The organism is Synechococcus sp. LTW-G (genome assembly GCF_054459035.1).
Map to the genome: position 1 here is coordinate 35,022 of NZ_JBTKYW010000006.1, position 22,982 is coordinate 58,003.

Annotated in this window: 25 protein-coding genes; 11 read left to right on the forward strand and 14 right to left on the reverse strand. The window is 64.9% G+C overall.

What is annotated here, in order from left to right; translation table 11 throughout:
* Positions 1 to 8: 8 nt before the first annotated feature.
* The 4 genes from bioD to ACXIQ9_RS09810 are packed head-to-tail and all read right to left on the reverse strand — an operon-like array spanning position 9 to position 3,280.
* Entirely contained in the window at positions 9 to 668 is a 660-nt protein-coding gene (gene bioD / locus ACXIQ9_RS09795; protein ID WP_459016554.1) for a dethiobiotin synthase, read from the reverse strand.
* Positions 665 to 1,441: a methyltransferase domain-containing protein gene (locus tag ACXIQ9_RS09800; RefSeq protein WP_459016555.1), complete on the reverse strand. Its 777-nt coding sequence runs from the start codon at positions 1,439 to 1,441 to the stop codon at positions 665 to 667. Before ACXIQ9_RS09800 ends, bioD begins: the two co-directional genes overlap by 4 nt.
* Entirely contained in the window at positions 1,428 to 2,123 is a 696-nt protein-coding gene (locus ACXIQ9_RS09805; RefSeq protein WP_459016556.1) for an alpha/beta hydrolase, read from the reverse strand. Before ACXIQ9_RS09805 ends, ACXIQ9_RS09800 begins: the two co-directional genes overlap by 14 nt.
* A complete protein-coding gene (locus tag ACXIQ9_RS09810; RefSeq protein WP_459016557.1) occupies positions 2,120 to 3,280 on the reverse strand; it encodes an aminotransferase class I/II-fold pyridoxal phosphate-dependent enzyme in 1,161 nt (386 codons plus the stop codon). The genes ACXIQ9_RS09805 and ACXIQ9_RS09810 overlap by 4 nt, the downstream gene beginning before the upstream one ends.
* Positions 3,281 to 3,349: 69 nt before the next feature.
* On the opposite strand from ACXIQ9_RS09810, the gene ACXIQ9_RS09815 reads away from it, so the two are divergent.
* Complete coding sequence (locus tag ACXIQ9_RS09815; RefSeq protein WP_459016558.1) at positions 3,350 to 6,160, forward strand: DEAD/DEAH box helicase; 2,811 nt, start codon at positions 3,350 to 3,352, stop codon at positions 6,158 to 6,160.
* A 109-nt stretch (positions 6,161 to 6,269) separates the two neighbouring features.
* On the forward strand, positions 6,270 to 6,704 hold the full coding sequence (locus tag ACXIQ9_RS09820) for a 23S rRNA (pseudouridine(1915)-N(3))-methyltransferase RlmH (protein ID WP_459016559.1): 435 nt from the start codon (positions 6,270 to 6,272) through the stop codon (positions 6,702 to 6,704).
* Between the two features lies 1 nt (position 6,705).
* On the opposite strand, the gene purB is transcribed toward ACXIQ9_RS09820, so the two are convergent.
* Both purB and ACXIQ9_RS09830 read right to left on the reverse strand, forming a co-directional pair.
* Positions 6,706 to 8,001, reverse strand: a complete 1,296-nt coding sequence (gene purB, locus ACXIQ9_RS09825; protein ID WP_459016560.1) for an adenylosuccinate lyase — start codon at positions 7,999 to 8,001, stop codon at positions 6,706 to 6,708.
* A 52-nt stretch (positions 8,002 to 8,053) separates the two neighbouring features.
* The gene (locus tag ACXIQ9_RS09830; RefSeq protein ID WP_010315289.1) at positions 8,054 to 8,260 is read right to left on the reverse strand and encodes a hypothetical protein; all 207 of its coding nucleotides are present in this window, start codon (positions 8,258 to 8,260) and stop codon (positions 8,054 to 8,056) included.
* A 140-nt stretch (positions 8,261 to 8,400) separates the two neighbouring features.
* Between ACXIQ9_RS09830 and ACXIQ9_RS09835 the strand changes: the two genes are divergently transcribed.
* Positions 8,401 to 9,234, forward strand: coding sequence for a TlyA family RNA methyltransferase (locus ACXIQ9_RS09835; protein ID WP_459016561.1), 834 nt, complete (start codon positions 8,401 to 8,403; stop codon positions 9,232 to 9,234).
* A gap of 1 nt (position 9,235) precedes the next feature.
* Here the strand turns inward: ACXIQ9_RS09835 and ACXIQ9_RS09840 are convergent, their stop codons facing one another.
* Positions 9,236 to 9,574 (reverse strand): P-II family nitrogen regulator, encoded by a 339-nt coding sequence (locus tag ACXIQ9_RS09840; RefSeq protein ID WP_010315293.1) that lies wholly within the window; start codon positions 9,572 to 9,574, stop codon positions 9,236 to 9,238.
* Between the two features lie 172 nt (positions 9,575 to 9,746).
* Between ACXIQ9_RS09840 and queF the strand changes: the two genes are divergently transcribed.
* Positions 9,747 to 10,151 carry a preQ(1) synthase gene (queF, locus tag ACXIQ9_RS09845; RefSeq protein ID WP_459016562.1) on the forward strand — a complete coding sequence of 135 codons (405 nt, stop codon included), beginning with the start codon at positions 9,747 to 9,749 and terminating at the stop codon, positions 10,149 to 10,151.
* On the opposite strand, the gene ACXIQ9_RS09850 is transcribed toward queF, so the two are convergent.
* From ACXIQ9_RS09850 to ACXIQ9_RS09880, 7 genes are all read right to left on the reverse strand, one after another.
* The gene (locus ACXIQ9_RS09850; RefSeq protein ID WP_010315297.1) at positions 10,139 to 11,419 is read right to left on the reverse strand and encodes a cytochrome c biogenesis protein ResB; all 1,281 of its coding nucleotides are present in this window, start codon (positions 11,417 to 11,419) and stop codon (positions 10,139 to 10,141) included. The two genes, queF and ACXIQ9_RS09850, sit on opposite strands and share 13 nt — an antisense overlap.
* A gap of 25 nt (positions 11,420 to 11,444) precedes the next feature.
* Positions 11,445 to 12,161, reverse strand: coding sequence for a cytochrome c biogenesis CcdA family protein (locus tag ACXIQ9_RS09855; protein ID WP_010315299.1), 717 nt, complete (start codon positions 12,159 to 12,161; stop codon positions 11,445 to 11,447).
* Positions 12,162 to 12,184: 23 nt separating this feature from the next.
* Positions 12,185 to 13,366, reverse strand: coding sequence for an FtsW/RodA/SpoVE family cell cycle protein (locus tag ACXIQ9_RS09860; RefSeq protein ID WP_459016563.1), 1,182 nt, complete (start codon positions 13,364 to 13,366; stop codon positions 12,185 to 12,187).
* 105 nt (positions 13,367 to 13,471) lie between these two features.
* Complete coding sequence (locus ACXIQ9_RS09865; RefSeq protein WP_247477076.1) at positions 13,472 to 13,672, reverse strand: phycobilisome linker polypeptide; 201 nt, start codon at positions 13,670 to 13,672, stop codon at positions 13,472 to 13,474.
* Positions 13,673 to 13,704: 32 nt separating this feature from the next.
* A complete protein-coding gene (gene apcB / locus ACXIQ9_RS09870; RefSeq protein ID WP_247477078.1) occupies positions 13,705 to 14,193 on the reverse strand; it encodes an allophycocyanin subunit beta in 489 nt (162 codons plus the stop codon).
* A gap of 41 nt (positions 14,194 to 14,234) precedes the next feature.
* Complete coding sequence (locus ACXIQ9_RS09875) at positions 14,235 to 14,720, reverse strand: globin family protein (protein WP_247477079.1); 486 nt, start codon at positions 14,718 to 14,720, stop codon at positions 14,235 to 14,237.
* A gap of 412 nt (positions 14,721 to 15,132) precedes the next feature.
* Positions 15,133 to 18,174, reverse strand: coding sequence for a phycobilisome rod-core linker polypeptide (locus tag ACXIQ9_RS09880; RefSeq protein WP_424163634.1), 3,042 nt, complete (start codon positions 18,172 to 18,174; stop codon positions 15,133 to 15,135).
* 163 nt (positions 18,175 to 18,337) lie between these two features.
* Here ACXIQ9_RS09880 and ACXIQ9_RS09885 point away from each other — a divergent pair, with 163 nt between their 5' ends.
* The 7 genes from ACXIQ9_RS09885 to atpH all read left to right on the forward strand — a co-directional run bounded on the left by ACXIQ9_RS09885 (position 18,338) and on the right by atpH (position 22,952).
* Complete coding sequence (locus ACXIQ9_RS09885; protein ID WP_459016564.1) at positions 18,338 to 19,558, forward strand: class I SAM-dependent methyltransferase; 1,221 nt, start codon at positions 18,338 to 18,340, stop codon at positions 19,556 to 19,558.
* A 38-nt stretch (positions 19,559 to 19,596) separates the two neighbouring features.
* Complete coding sequence (locus ACXIQ9_RS09890; protein ID WP_459016565.1) at positions 19,597 to 20,100, forward strand: ATP synthase; 504 nt, start codon at positions 19,597 to 19,599, stop codon at positions 20,098 to 20,100.
* A gap of 50 nt (positions 20,101 to 20,150) precedes the next feature.
* Entirely contained in the window at positions 20,151 to 20,879 is a 729-nt protein-coding gene (gene atpB / locus ACXIQ9_RS09895) for a F0F1 ATP synthase subunit A (RefSeq protein WP_010315316.1), read from the forward strand.
* Positions 20,880 to 21,049: 170 nt separating this feature from the next.
* Positions 21,050 to 21,298 carry an ATP synthase F0 subunit C gene (gene atpE / locus ACXIQ9_RS09900; RefSeq protein WP_010315318.1) on the forward strand — a complete coding sequence of 83 codons (249 nt, stop codon included), beginning with the start codon at positions 21,050 to 21,052 and terminating at the stop codon, positions 21,296 to 21,298.
* A gap of 129 nt (positions 21,299 to 21,427) precedes the next feature.
* The gene (locus ACXIQ9_RS09905) at positions 21,428 to 21,889 is read left to right on the forward strand and encodes a F0F1 ATP synthase subunit B' (protein ID WP_010315320.1); all 462 of its coding nucleotides are present in this window, start codon (positions 21,428 to 21,430) and stop codon (positions 21,887 to 21,889) included.
* Entirely contained in the window at positions 21,886 to 22,404 is a 519-nt protein-coding gene (locus ACXIQ9_RS09910) for a F0F1 ATP synthase subunit B (protein WP_247477087.1), read from the forward strand. Before ACXIQ9_RS09905 ends, ACXIQ9_RS09910 begins: the two co-directional genes overlap by 4 nt.
* Positions 22,404 to 22,952: an ATP synthase F1 subunit delta gene (gene atpH / locus ACXIQ9_RS09915; protein ID WP_010315322.1), complete on the forward strand. Its 549-nt coding sequence runs from the start codon at positions 22,404 to 22,406 to the stop codon at positions 22,950 to 22,952. The genes ACXIQ9_RS09910 and atpH overlap by 1 nt, the downstream gene beginning before the upstream one ends.
* The last annotated feature ends 30 nt before the right edge of the window (positions 22,953 to 22,982 follow it).

Consider the following 22,982-nt stretch of genomic DNA (forward strand, 5'->3'; position numbering starts at 1 on the left):
TCTCAAGATCACTTGAGCTTATGAACGAGCCCCAACGATCGCCACTGTTGATCTAGTTCCGTCGCGTTCAGCCTCGGGAGCGGCGGCAGACAGCCCAGCACCGGAACCCCTGAGATGCTTTCGAGGGTGCTCGCATTGTTGGGGTGGGGCTCCCCGTTCAGCAGGATCCCCAGCAGCGGCAGATGGCGTCTGCGCAGGGCCTCGATCGAGAGCAGGCTGTGGTTCAAGGTGCCCAGCCCCGAGCGGGCCACCAGCAGCACCGGCAGGTTCCAGCGTTGCAACTGCTCAATCTGCAACCAGTCCAGGCGTAGGGGAACGAGCAGCCCACCGGCGGTCTCCACCACCAGGGGCCCCTCCACGTCCGGGAGAGAGAGGTGCTCGCAGTCAATCGGGGGCTGATCCCCAGGTTCCAGTTCGGCGGCCCAATGGGGCGAGACCGGAGCGGCGAAGCGATAGGCCTCAGGCAGGGCCCGCGCCTCCGGGAGGCCGAGCCAGCGCTGCACCCGCTCACGATCCCCTTCTCCGTTCTCCAGCCCGCACTGCACCGGTTTCCAGTAGTGGGCCTTCAGGCCCTGCACCACTAGGGCGCTGACCACGGTTTTGCCGACATCGGTGTCGGTGCCGCAGATCACTAGGCGTTGGTTGGCGCCAAGCGGTGTGTCTGTCATCGCTTCTGTCCCAGGAGCACGAGCACCTCCCAAACGATCGCCTGCTGCGGGCCCGGCCAGGCCCGCAGCAGGCGGCGGAGTTGTCCAGCATTGAGCTTGGAACTGCGGCTGGCCTGGGCGCCGATCGCCTTGATCTGTTGCAGGAACCAGAGACCGCCCCGGTTCGGACGGCTGAACCGCAGCACCTGAGCGTGATGCAACTGCAGCCGTTGCTGGGCGCAGTCGATCAGCCGTTGGGCGCAAGGCAGCTCCAGGGCGGTGCAGGGCACCCCTGCCTGGGCCGCGGCCGAGTGCCAGAGCGGGAAGCTGCCGGAGGTGGGGACCCCCAGGATCAGCCAGCCTCCAGGTTGGAGTTGCTCACACCAGTTCCCCAGCTGCTGTTCGGGTTGCTCCAGCCATTGCAGGGCGAAGCTCGAGGCCAGGGCCGCCGGTGGCTGCAGGCTCGCTGGCAGGCCCTGATTGAGATCCCAGTGGATCAGCGCAGCGTTCTCACCAGCACCCTGCTCGAGGAGGGCGCTGCAGGCGTCGATCCGTAGCCAGGGGCCTTGGCCGAGGGCTTTCTCAAGGGAGCGACTCAGCAGCCCACTGCCTGCCCCCAGATCAGCCAGGGGACCGGGGGGGAATCGCACCCCCTCGCGGGCAGTGAGGCTGGCGAGCCGTTGGGCGACAGCGGCCTGAAGGCGCGCCCGGCTGGGGTACAGGCGGGCCCCCTCGCTGAAGCAGCCGCGGACGGCCTCGCTGAAACCCTCTGCCGGTGGTTCAGGCCTGGACATCGGCAATCCAATCGAGCACGGCGTCCGGCAAGGCCGGATCGATCAGGGAGTGCCCCAGGTCGTCGCGTGTCCAGACCGTGGCCTGGGGCAGGGCTTGCTGCAGTTCCAGGCGACTACTGGTCGTCACGATCTGGTCCTGGCCAGCCTGGACCAGCAGCACGGGGATTCCGCTGGGGAAGCCCGCTGGGAGAGCGCTGGTGGCCCCCAGGTGCTCGAGGTCCTCGAGCAGTCGTTCCCGGCCCGCATCGCTGATTCCCTGTTCCAGGGGGCCAGCGGGCAGCAGCGACCTGGATTGCGGTGCAGCGGCTTGCCGCAGGAAGTCCCGCAGTTGCTCCTGCTCCTCTCCGAGCTTGATCCTGCGCCCCATGGCCCGCAGGGCCGCACTGATGGCCCGCCCCTCCCGGCCTTCCGGGACAAAGCGGGTGAAGCTCGCCAGCAGCACAGCCGCTGTGGCTCCCTGCCAGAGGTCCTCGTTCAGTAGGTGCGGGCCGAAGGAATGGGCCAGGACAACGCGCCGCTGGGCGCTGGTCTCCCAGCGGGGTTGCAGGGGGGATTCCTGGCCATAGCCCCGTTCCCCGCAGTTCATGGACCAACCCCGCGCCGCAGCGCCCGCCGCCCAGGCAGCCCAGCTGCGGTGGTCTCCAGCCCAGCCATGCATTCCGATGAGCTGGATCGCGCTCATGGTTCCCCCAGAGCCTCAATCAACCGGTCCAAAGTCCCGGCGGGGCAATCGTGCCGAAGCACGAGCCGCAGCCGTGCCGTTCCCACAGGGACGGTCGGGGGGCGGATCGCCACGCTCAGCAGTCCTGCCTGCTCCAGTTGCTGCTGCAGTTCCAAGGCGCGGTGATCGTCCCCCACCAGCAGCGGCAGGATCGGCCCGCTCCCGCAGGGCCTCGGCCAGCCCGCTGCCTCGAGGGCGTCACGCCAGCGCTGGGCCCGCTGCAGCAGGGCCAGGCGCTCGGGTTCCCGCTCCTGAATCGCAGTAAGACCGGCGGCGGCCGCCGCCACGAGCGGTGGCGCCAGGGCCGTGCTGTAGCGGAACGGCCCGGAGTGCTGCAGCAACCAGTCCCCCACCGTGACATTCCCCGCCAGAAAGGCTCCGCCACTGCCGAAGGCCTTGCCGAAGGTGCCGCTGATCACGCTGATGTCCTGGATGCCGTAGCCCAGGCCTCGGCCCCCCTCCCCCAGCACCCCAAGGGCGTGGGCTTCATCCAGCAACAGGGCAGCGCCATGGCCGCGGCAGAGCTCGGCTAAGGCGGCGACATCGGGGGAGCTGCCCTCCATCGAAAACAGGCTTTCACTGAGCACCAGCAGCCGGCGTTTGGGGGCATCGCGGCGGGCGCGCTGCAGCTGCGCCTCCAGGTCACTGAGGTCGTTGTGCTGAAAGCGCCGCAGCTTGGCCCCCGTCGCTTGGATCCCCACCAGCAGCGAGTGGTGAATCAACCGATCGGCCAGCACCCAGGTGTGCCGGTCCGCCAGGGCCTGAACCGCAGCAATGTTCGCCTGAAATCCGCTGGGATAGAGCAGGACCCGCTCGCGCCCCAGCCAGGCGCCCAGGGCCCGCTCGAGGGTCTCGTGCAGGGGGCGTGTTCCGCTGATCAGCCGAGAGGCCCCAGCCCCTACCCCTTCTCTCTGGATGGCTTCAGTCGCTGCACGCTGGATGGCCGGATCGCGGCTCAGCCCCAGGTAGTCGTTGCTGGCGAGATCCAGCAGGGGAGATCCCTCGGCGACAAAGGCGGCCTGGCCCGCCGGCTGCAGGCTGCGCAGACGGCGGCGGCGTTCCGGAGCCAGGGCGGCCAGATCGGCGGCCAGGGGTGCCAATGGATCGGCTGCCTCCATCGCCCCAGCTGCGCCCTCGGGTGAATGCCCTCAGTTTGCCCGTTTGGCTGGAGCCCATAGGATCTACTAATGCCCAGTAGCGCTTCGGTCCCCGGCACCCCGGCCCAGTCCACGGACGTGCCGCCCCTGGAGCAACTCTTCCCCTTCAGCCTCGATGACTTTCAGCTGGAGGCGATTGAAGCCCTGAATCAGGGCCATTCGGTGGTGGTCAGCGCCCCCACCGGATCGGGCAAGACCTTGATCGGTGAGTACGCGATCCATCGCGCCCTGGCCCACGGTCAGAAGGTCTTCTACACAACGCCGCTCAAGGCCCTCTCGAACCAAAAACTGAGGGATTTCCGCGAGCAGTTCGGGGCCGAGCGCGTCGGCCTGATGACTGGCGACCTCACCGTGAACCGGGAGGCCTCGATCGTGGTCATGACCACGGAGATCTTCCGGAACATGCTCTACGCCGAGGCCGAGCAGGGGGATGACCCCTTGGCCGACGTGGAGGCCGTGGTGCTCGATGAGTGCCACTACATGAATGACTCCCAGCGCGGCACGGTCTGGGAGGAGTCGATCATTCATTGCCCTCCGGTGGTGCAGCTGGTGGCTCTCTCGGCGACGGTGGCCAACGCCGGGCAGCTCACCGACTGGATCGAGCAGGTCCATGGGCCGACCCGCTTGGTGATGAGCGACTTCCGGCCGGTGCCGCTGCAGTTCAGTTTTTGCAGTGCCAAGGGCCTGCATCCCCTGCTCAACGATGAGGGCACGGGCCTCCACCCCAACTGCAAGGTCTGGCGTGCCCCCAAGGGGGGGCGTAACCGCCGCGGGCCGAAAACCCCGAGGCCGCCGCAGCCGGAGGCGCCACCGCTGGCCTTCGTCGTGGCCCAGATGGCGGAGCGGGAGATGCTGCCGGCCATCTATTTCATCTTCAGCAGACGCGGCTGCGACAAGGCCGTTCGTGACCTGGGCAAGGTCTGCCTGGTCAGCCCCCAGGAGCAGGCCCGCATTCAGGCGCGCCTGGATGTCTTCATGGCGGCCACCCCCGAAGCCGTACGTGATGGCGGCCATGACGATGCCCTGCTGCGGGGGATCGCGGCCCACCACGCCGGGGTGTTGCCGGCATGGAAAGAACTGATCGAGGAGCTCTTCCAGCAGGGGCTGGTGAAGGTGGTGTTTGCCACCGAGACCCTGGCGGCCGGCATCAACATGCCCGCCCGCAGCACCGTGATTTCAGCCCTCTCCAAGCGAACGGAGCGGGGCCACCGCCCCCTGATGGGCAGCGAATTCCTGCAGATGGCCGGCCGGGCGGGTCGCCGTGGACTGGATTCCCAGGGCTACGTCGTCACCGTGCAGAGCCGCTTTGAGGGTGTCCGGGAGGCGGGTCAGCTGGCCACCAGCCCGGCTGACCCGCTGGTGAGTCAGTTCACCCCGAGCTACGGCATGGTCCTGAACCTGCTGCAGCGCTATGAGCTCTCCAAGGCCAAGGAGTTGGTGGAGCGCAGCTTCGGTCGCTACCTGGCGACCCTTGATCTCACGGAGGACGAGGCCCGCATTAGTGAGCTGCGCGAGCAGTTGGGGGACCTGAGCGGCACCGTTCAGGAGGTTGATTGGGAGGACTTTGAGGACTATGAGAAGCAGCGCGGCCGCTTGCGGGAAGAGCGCCGACTGCTGCGGATCCTGCAGCAGCAGGCCGAGGAAACCCTGGCCCATGAACTCACCTTGGCCCTGCGTTTTGCCAGCGAGGGAACGCTGGTGAGCCTGAAGGCTCCGGTTCTGCGGGGCCGGGTCACACCGGCGGTGATCGTTGAGAAGCAACAGGGCTCAGGTCAGTTCCCTCTGCTGTGCTGCCTCACCGACGAGAACGTTTGGGTGCTGGTGCCCTGCAGTGCAGTGGTCAGCCTCCATGCCGAGCTCACCTGCCTTCAGGTCAAGGATGTGGCCGTTCCCGAGCTGCACCGCCCCGGCGAGCTGCGCCATGGCGATCAGGCCAGTGGTGGCCTGGCCTTGGCCGTCGGACACATGGCCCGGCGCCACGACATGGTCACGCCCCAGTACGACCTGGCCGGTGAGGTTCAGGCCCAGGCCCATCTGGTGCGTGAACTTGAGTTGGCCCTGGAATTGCATCCGGCCCACGGCGCCGGCGACCGCAAGAAGCTGCGTAAGCAGCGCTTCCGCATGGAGGAATTGGAGGCGGAGATTGCAGAGCGCCAGCGCGTGTTGCACTTCCGCGCCAATCGCCACTGGGAAACCTTTCTGGCATTGATCGAGATCCTGCGCTTCTTCGGCTGCCTCGAGGGGGACGAGGGTCTGGATCCGAGCGAAGTGGGCCGCACCGTGGCCGCCCTGCGGGGGGACAACGAGCTCTGGCTGGGATTGGCGCTGATGAGCGGTCACCTCGATGAGCTGGATCCCGCGGACCTCGCCGCCGTGCTGGAGGCGATCTCAACGGAGGTGAATCGCCCGGATCTCTGGAGTGGCTATCCACCGCCGCCAGCGGCCGATGAGGCGATGCATGACCTGCGCGGCATTCGCCGCGAACTGCAGCGGCAACAGGAGGCCGGCAAGGTCGTGATGCCGGTCTGGTTTGAAGGGGAGCTGATGGGCTTGGTCCATGCCTGGGCCAAGGGCGTCAGCTGGAGCGACCTGATCGCGAACACTTCGTTGGATGAGGGCGATGTGGTGCGGATCATGCGCCGCACCGTCGATCTTTTGGCGCAGATCCCCTACTGCGAAGCCATCAGCGAGCAGTTGCGCACCAACGCCCGGGCGGCCCTCAAGGCGATCAACCGCTTCCCTGTGCGGGAGCCGATCGATGGCGGCCAGGCTTCTGGGGAGGACTCCAATCCCGCCACCGCCCGCCAGGCCGACCCGTCGGCGCTTAATTCCGCGGCCTAAGCACCAGCCAGACGATCAGCAGCAATCCAGCCGTACTGCCCACGGTGTACAGCCAGTCGGCGTAGGGCGTCCAGAAGAGGGCAAGGGGCATGGGTAGCGTGAGCGCGTGATGAATCCGTCCCGCATCCGCATCCTGGCGGTGGGCAAGTTGCGCAAGAGCTGGGTCCTCGAGGGAGCCTCCACCTTCCTCAAGCGCCTGCCGGGATTGCAGGTCCTGGAGCTCCGCGATGCCAGCATGGCCAAGGAGGCCGAAGCGATCCTGGCGGCCCTCAAGCCCGACGAGCGCTTGGTGATCCTCACCGAGGAAGGCCAGACCTTGGATTCGGTGGCTCTGGCCCAGCGTCTCGAGGGCTCGGGGTCAGAGCGCTTGGCCTTTGTGATCGGCGGTGCCGAGGGCATTGACCCGGCCTTGAAGGCCCGCGCTAGCTGGCGCCTGAGCCTCTCGCCGATGACCTTTCCCCATGAACTGGCCCGGTTATTGCTGCTGGAGCAGCTCTACCGGGCGATGACCATTCAGCAGGGCGGGCCGTATCACAAGCCCTGAATCAGATCGCGAGGCGCTTCCAGATCACGTCCAGGTTGGCCTGGTGCAGATCGGTGGAGAAGCACTCCGCCAGCTGCTCGGCAGTGAGGCGTGAGGTCACCTCGCCATCGGCCTCCAGGTTTGCCCGGAAGTTGCCGCCCTCGGTGTTCCAGGCGGTGTGGGCGTTGCGCTGCACGATCCGGTAGGCGTCTTCGCGGCTGATGCCGGCTTCCACCAGGGCCAGCAGCACCCGCTGGCTGAAGACCACGCCGCCGTAGACGTTCATGTTGCGGGCCATGTTGCCGGGGTAGACCCCGAGACCCTTCACCACGGAGGTCATCTCCCGCAGCATGAAGTGGAGGGTGACCGAGCAGTCGGGCAGCATCATGCGCTCCACGGAGCTGTGGCTGATGTCCCGCTCGTGCCAGAGGGCGCAGTTCTCCAGCGCTGCCACGACGTAGCTGCGCAGCACCCTGGCCAGGCCACTGATCCGTTCGCTGCGGATTGGGTTGCGTTTGTGGGGCATGGCGGAGCTGCCCTTTTGTCCCTTGGCGAAGTTCTCCTCGACCTCCAGCACGTCGGTGCGCTGCAGGTTGCGGATCTCGGTGGAGAAGCGCTCGAGGGCGGCACCCACCAGGGCCAGGGTCTGGATGTATTCCGCGTGGCGATCGCGGGAGATCACCTGGGTGCTGGCGGTGTCGGGCACCAGGCCGAGCTTGGCGCAGGCGATCTCCTCCACCCGGGGGTCGGTGTTGGCGTAGGTGCCCATGGCACCGGAGATCTGGCCGACGCTGACGGCGGTTTCCAGGTGCTCCAAGCGCTGCTGGTTGCGCACCACCTCGGCGAGCCAGCCAGCCACCTTGAAGCCGAAGGTGATGGGTTCGCCGTGGATGGCGTGGGAGCGGCCGATCATCACCGTGGCCTTGTGCTCGCGCGCGAGGGCCCGCAGGGCGTCCGCGAGCAAGTCCAGCTCCTGGCGCAGCAGCTTGACGGAGGCCTTCATCTGCAGGGCCACACCGGTGTCGAGGACATCGGAGCTGGTCATGCCCACGTGGATGTGGCGACCGGCGTCACCCACGTGCTCGTTGACGTTGGTCAGAAAGGCGATGACGTCGTGACGGACCTCGGCTTCGATCTCGAGGATCCGCTCGACGCTGAAGCTGGCGTTCTCTTTGATCGTCGCGACGGCCTCAGCCGGGACGCGTCCCAGTTCACAGTTGGCCTCGGTGGCTGCAATCTCCACGTCCAGCCAGCTCTGGAACTTGGCCTGCTCGCTCCAGATAGCGCCCATCTCGGGCAGGGTGTAACGCTCGATCAAGGCCGCGCCTGGCTCACATCAAGACCAATGTATGGAATGGCCTTTCGGGGCCCTAGGCGACGCTGGTGAGCTTGTGGTGCTCCACCTCCCACTGCACCAGTGGGCCCCAAGCCTGTTGTTGAACCCAGCAGCGCCCTCCACGGCAGCGCAGCACTTGGAAGGGGGGCAGGTCCGAGGGCTGATTGCGCAGCTTCACGAAGCTGCCGGGTTGGAGCAGTTCAACCACCTTCGCGCTGTGGGGTTTGGGAGTGCGGGCCACAGTGGTACCCCTTGGTTTGGAACATCCTCAGGAGTGTTCCCAGGGAAACCCATTCAGCACCGGTTTTTATTCGGTTTCGCTTCGAGCTTTGTGATTAAACGGGCGTACGGCACGATGCAGAGGTGCTGGGCCGCTGCCCGATGGGTCGAAAGCGACGCTTGGATCTGCAGCTGGTGGAGCTGGGTCTGGTCAGCTCCCGTCAGCAGGCGCAGCAGTTGATCCGTGCAGGCAAGGTCCGCAGCGGTGATCGCATCCTGGATAAGCCTGGACTTGAGGTGCTGCCGGAGCTGGAGCTGCAGGTGGAGCAGCCCCAACGGTTTGTCTCCCGGGGTGGCGAGAAGCTGATGGCAGCCGTTGAGGCCTTCCCCTTAGGCCTGGATCAGCGCGTTTGCCTCGATGGCGGGATCTCCACCGGTGGCTTCACCGATTGCCTGCTGCAGCACGGGGCATCCCGGGTTTACGGCGTGGATGTGGGCTACGGCCAAACAGCCTGGAGCCTGCGCACCGACGAGCGCCTGGTGCTGAAGGAGCGCACCAACCTGCGCCATCTGCAGCCGGAGGATCTCTATGGCGGTGATGACCCCTGGCCTGATCTGGCCGTGGCGGACGTCTCGTTTATTCGCTTGGGCTTGGTGCTGCCGGCCTTGGGCCGCCTGCTGAAGGGCGAGCGCCGCGAGGCGGTGCTGTTGGTCAAACCTCAGTTTGAGGTGGGGAAAGAGCGGGTCGGTAAGGGGGGAGTGGTGCGAGACCCCCTGGCCCATGCCGATGCCATTGCGGGGGTGATCGAAGCGGCGGAGCGGGAGGGCTGGCGCGGTTGTGGGGTGGTGGCGTCTCCAATCACCGGGCCCGCGGGCAACCACGAATATCTGCTCTGGTTGCGTTCAGGGGACTGGAGTGAGCAAGAGAAAACCTCCGAAGTGCCCCCCTCAGAGGAGCAGATTCGGAGGTTGGTGGAGCTGACCTTGGCCAGCTAGCTCAGATCGCGCTGTTGTCCTTGTCGCCGGTGCGGATCCGGACCACAGACTCCACGGGGCTGATGAAGATCTTGCCATCGCCGATCTCGCCGGTGCGGGCGGCGTCTTGGATGGCATTCACCACGGTGTCGACGCGGGCGTCATCCACCACGATTTCCAGCTTGAGCTTCTGCAGAAACTCCACGGTGAACTCAGAACCGCGGTAGCGCTCGACTTGGCCCTTCTGGCGACCAAAGCCGCGAACCTCGCTGACGGTCATGCCGACGATGCCGGCGTTGACCAGGGCCAGCTTCACGTCTTCGAGCTTGAAGGGGCGAATGATGGCCTCGATTTTTTTCATGGCTCAGGGCTGGAGATGGGGGAATTCTCTCAGGAAAATCCGGCGAGGAAAGGTCTTTGCGGACCTTCTGAAGCCATTAGGGCGCAGTCTTTCGGCGGACGATGTGACCGTTGATACCGCCTTGGTTGAAGGGCCGCGATGCGTAGCATCCGAAGTCAGGACGAGCGCTTGGATGACTGCGACCGCAACAACCCGTACTCCCCTCTACGGAGAGCGCGCCATTGCCGAGGCGGAGCTGATCTGTTTCGACAACCCCCGGCCTGAGCGCCCCTACGAGGTGTCGATCACCCTGCCGGAATTCACCTGCAAGTGCCCGTTCTCGGGGTACCCCGATTTCGCCACCCTGCGCTTGATCTATCAACCCGGTCCCCGGGTGATGGAGCTCAAGGCGATCAAGCTCTACATCAACAGCTATCGCGATCAGTCGATCTCCCATGAGGAGGTGACCAACCGCATCCTCGATGACTTCGTCGCGGCCTGCGCTCCGGTCTGGATGCAACTGGAGGCCGATTTCAATCCCCGCGGCAATGTCCACACGGTGATTCGGGCCTGCCACGGCACCCGTCAGCCCTGCTGAACCTCCGCGATCAGCAGCGGCAATTCATTGGCCAGGGCCGTCAGGTTGCGGTTGCAGAGACCGGCAACGTGGAGCTTCTGGCCACCGGCCTCGGCGATCGCCCAGATCTGACGGGTCGCGATCAGGCTGAGGGCACCGCCGGCCAGGGCGATGGCGAATCCGCCGTAGACCAGGGGCACCCCGGGGTCCCGTTTGAGCAGGATGCCGCTGGCTGGGACCACACCGGCCACCCGCAGCGGAATTCCCTCGACCTCAGCGGCGTCCCCCCCGGGGATCAGGGTGGCCAGGATTTCAGCGTCGGCGGAGTAGGCCGTCACCGGACCTTCCTCACTGGAGAGAGCCAGAAGCACCGGGTTGCTGCCATCGGGCCGGGTGGGTAGGACGATCCCCCAGACCTGTTCTCCAAGCTGGGGAAAGCTTTGAAGAGGCAGCTCCAGGATTGGGCTCTTGCCGAGTTGCACCTTGATGGCGGAGAGGGCCCAGTCCGCCTGATACAGGGTCATGCCGCGGTAACGCAGCGGATGGTTGACGCTGATCTCCGCCTGGGAGACCTCCTGGCCTTGGCTTGGGGTCAGGGTCAACTGGGAGCGGAATTGTTCCGGACGTCCCGCCGGGTCCCGCTCCACGCCGAAGCGCTCCAAGCTGACGCTGACCTGGGTTTCACCGCGGCTGTTCAGCAGCTCCAGCTCGTTGCCAGGGGCGAGAAACCGCTCCAGACGTTGGCCTCCGAGGGATCCCCAGGCGGCCCCCACCATCAGGACCACCAGACCGGCGTGAACAAGCAGCGGCCCGACCCGTCCCAGCACGCCTTTGCGGGCCGCCAGGCGATCCCCCTGGGGTTGGAGTTCCCAGCCACGGCTCTGAAGCAAGGTCTCAAGCCGCGTCAGGCTGGCCTTGGGGTCGGGAACGGCGATGGTCTCCGCCAGGGTGAGCTTGCTGAGCTGACGGGGGGTTTGGTAGTCGATCCAGCGCAGGGCGGCCTGTAGGGCCGGCCACTGGCGACGCCAGCTGCAGAGGATCAGGGCGAGCCCGAGCCAGGCCAGCAGGGCGAGGAACCAGCTGCTCGAATACACATGATCCAGCTGCAGCGAGAGGATCGCGTCACCATTGAGCAGTCCCAGCCAGGGTTCTGGGTCATAGACACGGTGGTACAGCGCGGCGGCTTCCTTCTGCGGCACAAAGGTCCCCAGTCCGCTGGCCGCGGCGATCAGGATCAACAGGCCAATGGCCACCCGCAGGTCAGAGATCCAGGCGATAAGTCGCTTCATCGGTGGGGTGGAAGGAAAGCTGGGGTTAGGTCCAGCGGGCCAGCAGGGTCAGGCAGCCGGTCAGCAGCAGCACGGCCCCGCTGATGGGCGGTACCCATTGCCCCAGGGAGCGCAGGGCCAGGAGTCGCGGGGCCCAGGCCGCAGCGGTGCCCGCCAGCAGCAGAGGCATCACCTGCCCAGCGGCGAAGGCGGTCAGCAGGAGGGCGCCGGTCAGGGGGGTCCCCGACTGGGCGATCCAGGCCAGCAGGACCGCCAGCACAGGGGTGGTGCAGGGGGAGGCCGCCAGACCAAAGGCCAGGCCTGCGGCCAGTGGGGCCAGCGCGGGTGGCACCCGCTGCCGCCACTGCTCCGGATCGGGCCCCGCCGGCAGCTGCAGGGGCACCAGGCCCAGCAGGTTCAGACCCATCACCACCGCCAGGAGGGCCACCAGGGTCGGCACAACACCAGGGACCTGGCCATAGATGCGGCCTAGGGCGCCGCTACCCAGGCCCAGGAGAACCAGGGAGCCGACGATGCCGCTGCAAAAACTGAGGCTGCGGGCCCAGGGCCTCTGGCCACCGCGGTCAAATCCCGCCAGGTAAGCCAGCGTCACAGGCAGCAGCGAGAGGGAGCAGGGGCCCAGGCTGGTGATCAAACCGCCAGCAAACACCAGCCCCACGGTCAGGGGCCCGGGATGGGCCAAGGAACTGCTCAGCAGCTGCTCACCACTGCGGGCCCAATCCGCTAGGGCCTGAGCCAGCATCAAACGGTACGCAGCGCGAGGGGTCAGCCTATCGGCATGCTCTGCCGCTTGGCTTGGATCCGGCGGTTGCGGTGGGGCTTGCCGGGCTCCAGGCCGGCCCCCTCCAGGGAGCAGCGCAGCAGGAGGCCTGCGGTGAGCAGGCTGGAGAGGAGGGAGTTGCCGCCGTAGCTGATCATCGGCAGCGGTAATCCCGTGGTGGGCATGGCACCACTGGCCACGGCAATGTTCAGGATTGACTGGCCCACCAGCAGGGTCGTGCAGCCGATGGCCACCAGCCGCTGTTGGTTGCTTCTGCAGCTCAGGGCAATGCGCAGGCCGACAAAGCCAAAGAGCAGCAGGAAGACCAGCAGCAGCAGGGATCCGACGTAGCCGAACTCCTCAGCGAAGACCGCGAAGATGAAGTCGGTGGTCTGGATCGGGAGGTACTGCAGCTTCTGTGTGGACAGGCCATAGCCCTCACCCCAGAGACCACCGGAGCCGATGGCCAAGAGGCTCTGAACCAGCTGATAGCCATCCCCCTGGGCATCTTTCCAAGGGTTGAGGAAGGAGGTGACGCGAATGCGCTGGTATTCGTTGATCGAGATGCTTCCAACCGCCACCGCCAGGCCAGCGCCGGCGGTGCCGAGCATGGCCCAAAGCGGCAGACCTGACCCCAGTGCCATCAGCCAGAGCAGGATCCCGCAGAGGGATGCGGTACTCAGGTTTGGCTGTTTGAGGATCAGTCCCAGGGTCACCACAAAGACCCCGAGCCAGAGCACCTTTTGATCGATGGAAATGCGTCTCCAATGGGAGAACAGGGCAGCTCCCTGGAGGACGAGAAAGGGCTTGATCAGTTCAGTCGGCTGGATCTGAATCGGGCCGATCACCAGCCAACGGCTGGCGCCATTCACCGTGCTGCCGATCACCAGGGTGAGGGCGACGAGAACGCTTCCAGCCAGTAGGGCTGGACCGGCCATGCGCAGCCAGCGCCTGAGGTTGATGCTGATGCCGGCATAGAGCAGGCCCCAGCTCACCAGCATCCAGATGGCCTGGCGCTTGAGGTAGTAGCTGGCATCCCCCATCTCCCGGGCGGCGACCCACCAACTGGCGGATCCCAGGACGGCTAGGCCCAGGAGGCACCAGACCGCGATCATCCCGAGGAGCAAGCGTGCCTCTGCGGGCCAGTGCTCAAACGGCACGGGGAGCCACGGTCGCTTAGCGGGCAAGGGGGTGCGGAAATCAGACACTGACTATCCCGTATTTCTCTGGCGCTTGCCAATAAAAAAGCCCGGCACTGCCGGGCTTTTGAAGAAGGTTTCGGCCTGAAGGAATCAGTTGCCAAGGTTCACCTGACGGCGACCAGCAACGAGTTCAACTTTCAGGATTTTGCCCCCTTGCTTCATGATCCGCTGCTGTTCAGCGAACCAGCTTTCATAGGGCACCCACTTGGTGAAGAAGGTGTTCTGCAGCTCTCGCTGGGAACGGGTCTTCTCCGGGCAGGGAATGCAAGCTGTGATTTTGAAGAGGCGCATGGATTGATCCGCAGGTTTGCCGAAGGCAGGGATCAGTTACCCAGGCCGGAGCTGATGTAGTCGAAGTACACGCCCATTTCACGGCCTGCGTCAGGACCCACCAGGGAAGCGGTCACTTCCTTCATGGCCTGGATGGACTGAACGGTGGCGCCGATGGGCACACCCAGGGAGTTGTAGGTCTCCTTGAGGCCGTTCAGAACGCGCTCGTCGAGGATCGAGGTGTCACCGGCCAGCATGGCGTAGGTGGCGTAGCGCAGGTAGTAGTCGAGGTCGCGGATGCAGGCTGCATAGCGACGGCAGGTGTACATGTTGCCGCCGGGACGGGTGATGTCCGAGTACAGCAGCGACTTGGCCACAGCTTCCTTGATGATCGCGGAAGCGTTGGCGCTGATGGTTGCAGCGGCACGAACGCGCAGCTCACCGCTGGCGAAGTACTGCTCCAGGCGCCCCATGGAGGAGCTGTCCAGGTACAGACCCTGAACGTCGGCCTGGTTGATGACGTTGGTGATTGCGTCTTGCATGGAACCTGTTCGAAGAGGCGGGGATCAGAGAGAGAGCAACCTCAGGAGAGGGCGCCGACGACGTAGTCGAAGTAGAAGCCAGCCTCTTCGGCATCAGCACCGGTGAGCAGGCCCATGGCGGCGTTCTTCATCTCGCGCACGGCTTCAGCCATGGCTTCGAGGGGAGTGCCGAGGGAGCGATACATCTCCTTGGCGCCGATGATGCCGATCTCCTCGATCGGGGTGACATCGCCGGCGATGATCCCGTAGGTCACCAGGCGCAGGTAGTAGTCCATGTCCCGCAGGCAGGAGGCGGTCATCTCTTCGCCATAGGCGTTGCCGCCGGGGGAGATGACGTCGGGACGCTTCTGGAAGAGGGCGCCGCCAGCGGTCTTGACGATGCGCTCACGGCTCTCGCTCAGGACCTGGGCGACGCGAAGACGGCGCTGACCGCCGCTCACGAAAGCCTTGATCTGGTCGAGTTCGCCAGGGCTGAGGTAGCGGGCTTCGGCGTCCGCGTTGATGATCGAGTTGGAGACGATGCTCATGCAGTTCTGCCTCGAAACAAGCGGTCGCCTGAACGGTGACCGATATCCGGTGGGTAAGGGGGAGTCTCCAGCCTTGAGCGATGCAGTGACCTGCGTCGACGCGAGCTGAAGGGGCGACAGCTGAGCTGTGCGCCGAATCATTCTGTGGCAACGCCCCGCGCCGTCCTGAGTCCCGGTAACAGTTCTTCACGGCGATTATTTTTGCTTGAAACCCTTGCCGGCACTGGGTTTCTCTTGATCGAAGACTACGTTCAGGCTGCGGCGGTTGCTAACAGCCAGATTTGCTTCATGGCTCCACTGAATATTTATCTTTGTCTCAATCTTTTTCGCTTCATTGTTAAGAATGCCCATTAAAAAGCCGGCTCGTTAGAGCCGGCGAGGTGGACAGGGTCTGGATCTGAGGCTGGACTTCTCAGCGCCCCACTGGATTGAGTGCGGCATTGCCGCCATAGAGGGCGGCCGTGCGGTTGACCGTGCTCAGGGGGATCCCGTTGCTGGTGCCCATGCCCTTGAGGTAGGGAACGGTGTCGCGACCGAAGTTCTCGGCGTAGGCAGGATTGTTCAGAACGCCGTCGATGGCGGTGCGCATGCCCTCAACACAACGGGTGTTGAGGAAGGCGCTCGTTTCATCGGCCTGCGCTGCCCGACCCAACAGGGCGATATGGGCGGCGGCGGCGGCCTTGAACGGTGCCATCCGGTTCAGTCGGCTGACGAACAGGTCACAGCCTGCAACCCGAGCGACAAACTCGGCGACGCACAGGCGACCTTGACGGAGCTGGGATTCGGCATCCCCCAGTTGTTCTGAAGCCAGGGGCTGGCGACCGAGCAGCTGGCGATAGACCGCCTCGATCACCTGCGTGACTTCAGCGCTGCTGGGATCCATGGAGAGCTTCACGGCGGTGCCGAGGCTCTTGCGCTTTCCGAAACCTTGCAGGGTTCCAGGCTTCAGGGCCTTGGCCATGGCAGCCCGGGGCTGCTCGGCGTTAGCGCCAGCTCCGCCAGTCGACACAGCGGCATTCCAGCCACTGCCGAAGCTGCTGCGGGCGGGGACCGCCGCGGCTGCAGAGGGGGCCGGGGCAAAGCTGGTGATCCCTGCCGCGCTCCAGGTGGGAGCTGCGCCGCCACCGGGTTGCCAGCGGGGAGCGCTCCACTTGCGCTCGGGCGAGGGCTTGGTCTGGACGGAATCGGGGCCGGAGCGCTTGGACGGTGCTGGAGCCAGCTGCTCTCCACCGGTCAGGGTGGCGCTCCAGCCGCCACGCACAACGCTGGTGCGGCCCTTGAGGTTGCGGGGGGTCAGCGAACTGCTGTCGCGGAAATCGCTTGGGGGGGTGACCTCAGGGCGAATCCGTGGGGTGATGTCGGCGTAAGCCGCTGCGTTGAAGGCGCGCTTCAGCGAGGGCACGCGACGGGTGTTGAGGTCGTTCGGGGTAATGAACCGCTCATAGGGAACGGTGTCTTCGCCGAAGGTCTCGCTGTACTCGCTGCTGTTGAGCATGGCGTCCACCACGCCGTAGAAGCCCTTGCGGGCAGCCACGTCGAAGTAGCTGTCAATTTCCCAGCGGCCAAAGGTGGGGCGGCCCAGCAGGCGGCGGTGCATGACCTCGATGGCCTTACAGATGTAGAGGCCACTCCAATAGCGACGGCGGAAGGCCTCGCTTCGTGCCACCTGGCGAATGAATTCACGCAGGCTCAGGTCACCGTTCTCGAGCTTGATTTCCTCGACGGTGTTGTGCTCGCCGGCGTAGCCGGTGTTGCCCAGGACCTGGACATAGACGGCGCGAATCACAGCCTGCGTGCTGGATTCGGTGTTGCGGATGCTGGGTTGACCGCCGCGACGGGGAACGGAGTTGCCGCCGGTGGCGATCTGCTGAAGCCTCACCAGCTTCGGCCCTGCCTTGCGGGGGGTCGATGCCCGGAACTGCGGGCTGTTCATCTGGCCCGGCTGACGCATGCCATTGCCCACCAGGATGCGGCGGGTGTCGTAGCTCAGCGGTGCTGGACGGGTCGAGACATTGGCGGTACCCGAGGGGAAGATCGCGCCGTAGTTCAGGCCCAGGGGATCGTTGCCGCCGCCATAGGGGTGCTGATCGGCGTAGGGCTGGCGGTAGCTGGCGTAGAGGGTGACGTATTGGGGAGCGCCTTCAAAGGGAGCGCTGAAGCGGAAGAGCTTGCGGTTGGATCCCCAGCCGGCGCTTTCCTGTGCTTCCTCGCCGATGTCCCGCAGGTAGGGAACGGTCTCCTCGCCGAACACCTGGGCGTACTCCATGGTGTTAATCAGCGAATCCACGAGGCCCTTGAGGCCTTGGGCGCTGACGATGTCGAAGTAGCGGGTGAATTCCTCGCGGGAGCTGATCCCCCGGCCCAGGAAGTGGCGGAAGGCCAGCTCAACGGCACGGCTATTGGAGAAGCGGCCGTAGAACTGCTGTTGGTATTCCTTGCTGTGGCCCAGGGAGCGGATGAACTCCCGCATGGAGATGTCGCCCTGGCGCACCTGGGTGGCTTCCACGGGGCAGGGCACCTGGCTGTAGGCCTTGGCAATGTCCCGCTCGAAGATCTGGCGGTAGGCCGCCCGCACCACTTCTGCTTTCTGGCCGCCACTCATGGCGGGCCTCATGATGAAGCGCTGGGCCTTGCCCTGGGCCGCCAGGGCGTAGATCGCAGGCAGCTGTAGGCCCTGGTTTTCGGGGCTGCCCAGGCGCTGGCGGGCTGAGGGGGTTGGCACGGCCAGCTCTTCGAGCAGGACGTTGAAGCTGTCGATCAGGAGTTGACGGGCTTCGGGCAGGTCCTTCAGCAGTTCGGCGGCACCGGCACGCATTTCCTGCAGGGCCACGTTGGTGGCGGCCAGGGAGCAACCCTTCTCCAGGACATCGCGGAGACCACGGGTGTTGACCCGCAGGATGCTCGGATCGCCAGCCACGACGGCGTAACCGACGTAGCGCAGGAACCAGGCCAGGTCGCGGATGGACTTTTTCATCCGCTCGGTGCCATAGATGGCCACCGAGATCGGGTTGAAGCCCGTGGGCAGAACGACGCGGACATCTGCGTCGCCGCCCGCTCCCTCCAGGAGGCGGGTGAAGGCATTGCCGCGCTTGGTGCTGCCGCTGGCGCCAGCGAAGGTCTGCACGGAGCGCTGGAACGCGGCTTGGTCGGCCGCCAGTGGGGTCTGAGACCCTGCCGCCACTGGGTTCAGAGGCGCATCGAGATAGGAGAGCGGGGTGCCGCCCGCAAAGATCCGGTTGGCCGCCCGAGCGACGATGGCTTCGGCATTGGCCGAGACGCGACGGGCCGCCTCAACCCGGAGCTGGCCGCTCTGGAAGAAGTTCGTGAGGTTGCTGAGCTCGCCCCCATCCGGGAAGCGGTCCTGCTGCTCCGCCTGACGGACGCTGGAGAGCGGCAGGGTGTCGTAGCGCTGAGGAGCAACCCTGCTGCTGCCGCTGCTGGCGGTCACAGTCATGGACGAAAGCGAACCTGGCCTGGGCACGTTACGGCTGGCCCTCTGGCCTCCTGGCAGGCCATGAACAAATGTTTGCAGCCCGTTGTGGGTTTGCTCGAGCGGCAAGGCCGGGACATGAAATGCTCGGCCTCAGCGGATCCACCTTCTGACCCGCTTCCAGCCCATGACTCAGGCACCTGCTGATGCCGCCACCCCAGTGGTGAGCGACTTTTACGACCGCTTCCCCTATCCCGGGGATCCTCTCCAAGACGGCCCACCGCCCGGATACAACTGGCGCTGGTGCGTTGACGCTGCCTACTCGGCCAGCACCGGTGCCTTGCCTGCGGCCCGTTCGAGCGCTGAGCCCCTCAGGATTTTGGATGCGGGCTGCGGGACGGGGGTCAGCACGGACTACCTCGCCCATCTCAACCCGGGGGCAGAGATCCTCGCGGTCGATATTTCGCCGGGGACTTTGGAGGTGGCGCGAGAGCGCTGCCGGCGCTCCGGTGCCCTGGACCGAGCCCAGGTCCGGATCGAAAACAGGAGCCTGCTTGAACTGGCGGGAGAGGGGCCGTTCGACTACATCAATTCCGTCGGGGTCTTGCACCATCTCCGGCAACCGGAGGCCGGGCTGAAGGCCCTGGCTGCGTTGCTGAAGCCCGGCGCCTTGCTGCATCTCTTCCTCTATGCCGACGGTGGCCGCTGGGAGATTCACCGCACCCAGCGGGCGCTGACGGCGATGGGCGTGGGGACCGAAGCGGATGGACTGCGGTTGGGGCGTCAGCTCTTCACGGAGCTTCCTGAGCACAACAGGTTGAGGCGCCATCACGAGCAGCGCTGGGCGATCGACTGCGCCGCCGACGCGAACTTCGCGGACATGTATCTCCACCCGCAGGAGACCAGTTACAACCTCGAGCGCCTGATGGCCTTTGTGGCGTCGGCAGATCTGGACTTTGCCGGCTTTTCCAATCCGGAGGTCTGGGACCCCGCGCGGCTGCTCAAGGGTGAATTGCTGGAGCGGGCTCAGGCTCTTCCACCCGAAGCGCAGTGGCGTTTGGTGGAGGATCTGGATCCCGACATCAGCCACTTCGAGTTTTTCTTGAGCAAGGGTCCAGTTCAGAAGCAGCGCTGGGATGAGGACAGTGATCTACTGGCGGCCCTGGGCTGCCGAAACCCATGTCTCTGGGGCTGGCCAGGTCGCGCCCTGTTGGATTCCGACATGGCACCTCTGGACCTGAGTGCCGAGGGCTTCAGCCTGTTGCAAGCGCTCGAGCAAGCACCGGCAGATACTCCGCTGGGTCAGCTCCCATTGGACTGGTCAACGGCTCAGATCGCTTCTGTCGCAAGGGAACTGCAGCTGCAGCGTGTTCTTCTGCTTCGCTCAGGACCAGGCGTCAGCGCGTGATAGATTCCGCGCGCCTTTTCAGAGCAAAGGCGCCTTTGTTGGCTGCTTCATCACCCCAGTCAGATCCGGACTCTCACCTCGAGGGGCTGGACGCACTGGATGACACGGCGAGCCAAGAGACGGTTCCTTTTCCCCCTCTGGAAACAGAGTCCTCTGGGTCCTCTGCTGTCGCTGAAACCGAATCGGTTCCCGCTGATAGTCCCGACCTGGCTGACTTTGAGAGGCTTCAACGTCGCCTGATCCTCGCCACCTTGCTGGTGTCCGCCATTGCGGTCCCGGCCACGGCCCTGATCTACGACCTTCACATCGCCAGCAGCTTGCTGGTCGGTGGCCTCGCCGGCGCTATCTACCTCAGGCTTCTCGCCCGAAGTGTTGCGAAGCTCGGCAACGGTTCCAAGAAGGTGGGCAAGTTCCAGCTTCTCGTCCCTGTGGTTCTTGTTCTGGCTGCAGCTCGCCTGCCCCAGCTCGAGTTGTTACCAGCTCTGCTTGGTTTCCTGCTCTACAAGCCCGCGGTGATTCTTCAGGCACTCACAGATCGCTGAGCGCCAAAAACCTTTTCAACGTCGCATTTGCGACCCCGAACGTCGACCCGATGGGTTCCTTGCCACTCGTTCTTCCCTTTGCCGAACTGGAGGTGGGTCAACACCTCTATTGGCAGCTGGGGAATCTCAAGATTCACGGCCAGGTGTTTCTGAGCTCCTGGGTTGTGATCGGAGCCTTGCTCGCATTTGTCGTGGTGGGCACGCGCAAGATGGAGCGCGATCCCCGTGGTGTCCAGAACCTTCTGGAGTTCCTCTGGGACTACATCCGCGACATGGCCCGCGAGCAGATCGGCGAGAAGGCCTATCGCGATTGGCTTCCGTTCATCGGCACCCTCTTCCTGTTCATCTTTGTGAGCAACTGGGGCGGCGCTCTGGTGCCCTGGAAGCTGATTCATCTGCCCAGTGGCGAGCTTGGTGCTCCGACCGCTGATATCAACACCACCGTTGCCCTGGCGCTGCTGGTGTCCCTGGCCTACTTCTATGCAGGCCTGAGCCGGAAGGGCTTCCGCTACTTCGAGTACTACGTGGAGCCGACTCCGATCATGCTCCCGTTCAAGATCGTTGAGGACTTCACCAAGCCCCTCTCGCTCTCCTTCCGTCTCTTCGGAAACATCCTTGCCGACGAACTCGTCGTTGCAGTGCTGGCCTTCCTCGTGCCTCTCGTGGTGCCCCTGCCTGCGATGTTCCTCGGCCTGTTCACCAGTGCCATTCAGGCGCTGATCTTCGCCACCCTCGCCGCCTACTACATCGGTGAAGCGGTGCACGAAGAGCACCACTGATATTCATCAGTCCCCCTGCCTGATCGGGGTCACCCGCTCTGGCAAACTCCTTGCGCGCAGGTCCGGTTCAATCCGGGCCCATCTCGGTTCAGTCCAGATGTCCCAGGCGCAGGGATAACGTCCCGGTCCCAATCCGCGCTCTCCCAGCGCCCTACATCCTTCGTTCCACCATGGATTCCATCACCTCCGCCGCGTCTGTTGTCGCTGCTGGTCTGGCCGTCGGCCTCGGCGCCATTGGCCCTGGTATCGGTCAGGGCACCGCTGCAGGCGGCGCTGTCGAAGGCATTGCTCGTCAGCCCGAAGCTGAAGGCAAGATCCGCGGCACCCTGCTGCTGTCCCTGGCCTTCATGGAAGCTCTCACCATCTACGGCCTTGTGGTCGCTCTGGTGCTGCTGTTCGCCAACCCCTTCGCTGGCTGATCGCGCTTGAGGTGACGAGGGAAGGGCGGCCTTCAGTTCGCTGAACCGCCCATCCCCTCAACCTTTGCCTCAGCCTTTCGCTTCCGCCGCCGTTTTGCGGCCCGCTTCAACCGCCCGCACCCCTGCCTCATGACCAGCTGGCTTTTGCTAGGTGCAACGGAGGGAGGTCTCTTTGACCTCGACGCCACCCTGCCTCTCATGGCAGTTCAGGTGGTTCTCCTCACCTTCATCCTCAATTCCCTGTTCTTCAGCCCCGTTGGACGGGTCGTGGAAGAGCGGGAGGGTTACGTGACCACCAGCCGTGCGGAGGCCAAGCAGAAGCTGGCCCAAGCCGAACGCTTGGAAGCTGACCTCAAGGAACAGCTCAAGGACGCACGTCTGTCCGCCTCGAAGCTGATCCAAGAAGCGGAAGCTGATTCCGACAAGCTTTATCGCGAGGCTCTGGCTGCAGCAACCGCTGACGCAAACGCCTCCCGTGAGCAGGCACGCCGCGAGATCGATGCCCAGCGCGAGTCGGCCTTGGGCCAACTCAAGACTGACGCCGACAAGCTCGGTGACCTGATCGTCGACCGTCTGCTGGCCGCCCGATGACCATTCCTTCCCTCTTCGCCAGCCACGGTGGCTTTGGTCTGAACCTCAACGTGTTCGAGACCAACATCGTCAACCTGGCGATCGTGCTCTTCGGCCTCTACAAGTTTCTGCCCAACTTCCTGGGCAGCATCCTTGAGCGCCGTCGCGCGATCATCCTGGCCGACCTGAAGGACGCTGAAGAGCGCCTCAGCTCAGCCACCGCTGCCCTCTCTCAAGCCCAGCAGGATCTGGCCGCTGCTCAGCAGAAGGCCGAACAGATTCGTGTTGACGGCAAGGCTCGCGCTGAAGCGATCCGCCTTGATTCTGAGAAGCGCACCATCGATGAGATGGCTCGTCTCAAGCAAGGTGCTGCCGCTGATCTCGACGCTGAGGCGTCCCGCGTCAGCAACCAGCTCCGCCGTGAGGCGGCTCGCTTGGCCATTGAGAAGGCTCTCGCCACCCTGCCCGGCAAGCTCAATGCTGAAGCCCAGGCGCAGTTGGTGGATCAGTCCATCAAAACGTTGGGGAACGCCTGATGCCGCTGCTCAACACCATTACGACCCCCTACGCCGAAGCGTTCCTGCAGGTTGCTGACAGCCGCAAGGAAACCGACGAGGTGGTGGATCAGGCCAAGGCCGTTCTAGGTCTCTGGAATGAGTCGGCTGATTTCCGGGAAGCCATGGGCTCTCCTGTGATCGAGGTTGACGCCAAAAAGGCGGCCCTTGAGAAGCTGTTCGCTGAGCAACTCAAGCCCTCTTTCCTCAATTTGCTGAAGCTCCTGGCTGATCGCCAGCGCATCGGCATGCTCGACGCGGTGCTGGATCGCACCCTCGAGCTCTACCGCGAGCAGCGCAATATCGCTCTCGCCTCTGTCACCTCTGCCTCTGCTCTCACTGAGGAGCAACAGGCTGAGCTCAGCAAGAAGGTTCAGGCCGTGGCCGGTACCGACAAGCTGGAGATCAATCTGAGTGTCGACCCCACTTTGATCGGCGGTTTCGTCGTCAAGGTCGGCTCCAAGGTGATTGACGCCAGCCTCGCGGGTCAGGTGCGTCGCCTCGGACTGGCGCTGGCCAAGGTGAGCTAGCTCCGCACCCGAACCCCTTTCTCACCCCTC

Excerpts from the sequence above, each read along its gene's own strand:
- ACXIQ9_RS09885 (WP_459016564.1), top strand. The coding sequence starts at position 18,338 with ATGACTCAGGCACCTGCTGATGCCGCCACCCCAGTGGTGAGCGACTTT.
- bioD (WP_459016554.1), bottom strand. The coding sequence starts at position 668 with ATGACAGACACACCGCTTGGCGCCAACCAACGCCTAGTGATCTGCGGC.
- ACXIQ9_RS09855 (WP_010315299.1), bottom strand. The coding sequence starts at position 12,161 with ATGCTGGCTCAGGCCCTAGCGGATTGGGCCCGCAGTGGTGAGCAGCTG.
- ACXIQ9_RS09910 (WP_247477087.1), top strand. The coding sequence starts at position 21,886 with ATGACCATTCCTTCCCTCTTCGCCAGCCACGGTGGCTTTGGTCTGAAC.
- ACXIQ9_RS09865 (WP_247477076.1), bottom strand. The coding sequence starts at position 13,672 with ATGCGCCTCTTCAAAATCACAGCTTGCATTCCCTGCCCGGAGAAGACC.
- ACXIQ9_RS09880 (WP_424163634.1), bottom strand. The coding sequence starts at position 18,174 with ATGACTGTGACCGCCAGCAGCGGCAGCAGCAGGGTTGCTCCTCAGCGC.
- ACXIQ9_RS09850 (WP_010315297.1), bottom strand. The coding sequence starts at position 11,419 with ATGAAGCGACTTATCGCCTGGATCTCTGACCTGCGGGTGGCCATTGGC.
- ACXIQ9_RS09805 (WP_459016556.1), bottom strand. The coding sequence starts at position 2,123 with ATGAGCGCGATCCAGCTCATCGGAATGCATGGCTGGGCTGGAGACCAC.
- ACXIQ9_RS09835 (WP_459016561.1), top strand. The coding sequence starts at position 8,401 with ATGGGTCGAAAGCGACGCTTGGATCTGCAGCTGGTGGAGCTGGGTCTG.
- ACXIQ9_RS09820 (WP_459016559.1), top strand. The coding sequence starts at position 6,270 with ATGAATCCGTCCCGCATCCGCATCCTGGCGGTGGGCAAGTTGCGCAAG.
- ACXIQ9_RS09875 (WP_247477079.1), bottom strand. The coding sequence starts at position 14,720 with ATGAGCATCGTCTCCAACTCGATCATCAACGCGGACGCCGAAGCCCGC.
- apcB (WP_247477078.1), bottom strand. The coding sequence starts at position 14,193 with ATGCAAGACGCAATCACCAACGTCATCAACCAGGCCGACGTTCAGGGT.
- ACXIQ9_RS09800 (WP_459016555.1), bottom strand. The coding sequence starts at position 1,441 with ATGTCCAGGCCTGAACCACCGGCAGAGGGTTTCAGCGAGGCCGTCCGC.
- atpE (WP_010315318.1), top strand. The coding sequence starts at position 21,050 with ATGGATTCCATCACCTCCGCCGCGTCTGTTGTCGCTGCTGGTCTGGCC.
- ACXIQ9_RS09840 (WP_010315293.1), bottom strand. The coding sequence starts at position 9,574 with ATGAAAAAAATCGAGGCCATCATTCGCCCCTTCAAGCTCGAAGACGTG.
- atpH (WP_010315322.1), top strand. The coding sequence starts at position 22,404 with ATGCCGCTGCTCAACACCATTACGACCCCCTACGCCGAAGCGTTCCTG.
- ACXIQ9_RS09815 (WP_459016558.1), top strand. The coding sequence starts at position 3,350 with ATGCCCAGTAGCGCTTCGGTCCCCGGCACCCCGGCCCAGTCCACGGAC.
- ACXIQ9_RS09810 (WP_459016557.1), bottom strand. The coding sequence starts at position 3,280 with ATGGAGGCAGCCGATCCATTGGCACCCCTGGCCGCCGATCTGGCCGCC.
- queF (WP_459016562.1), top strand. The coding sequence starts at position 9,747 with ATGACTGCGACCGCAACAACCCGTACTCCCCTCTACGGAGAGCGCGCC.
- atpB (WP_010315316.1), top strand. The coding sequence starts at position 20,151 with ATGGGTTCCTTGCCACTCGTTCTTCCCTTTGCCGAACTGGAGGTGGGT.
- ACXIQ9_RS09905 (WP_010315320.1), top strand. The coding sequence starts at position 21,428 with ATGACCAGCTGGCTTTTGCTAGGTGCAACGGAGGGAGGTCTCTTTGAC.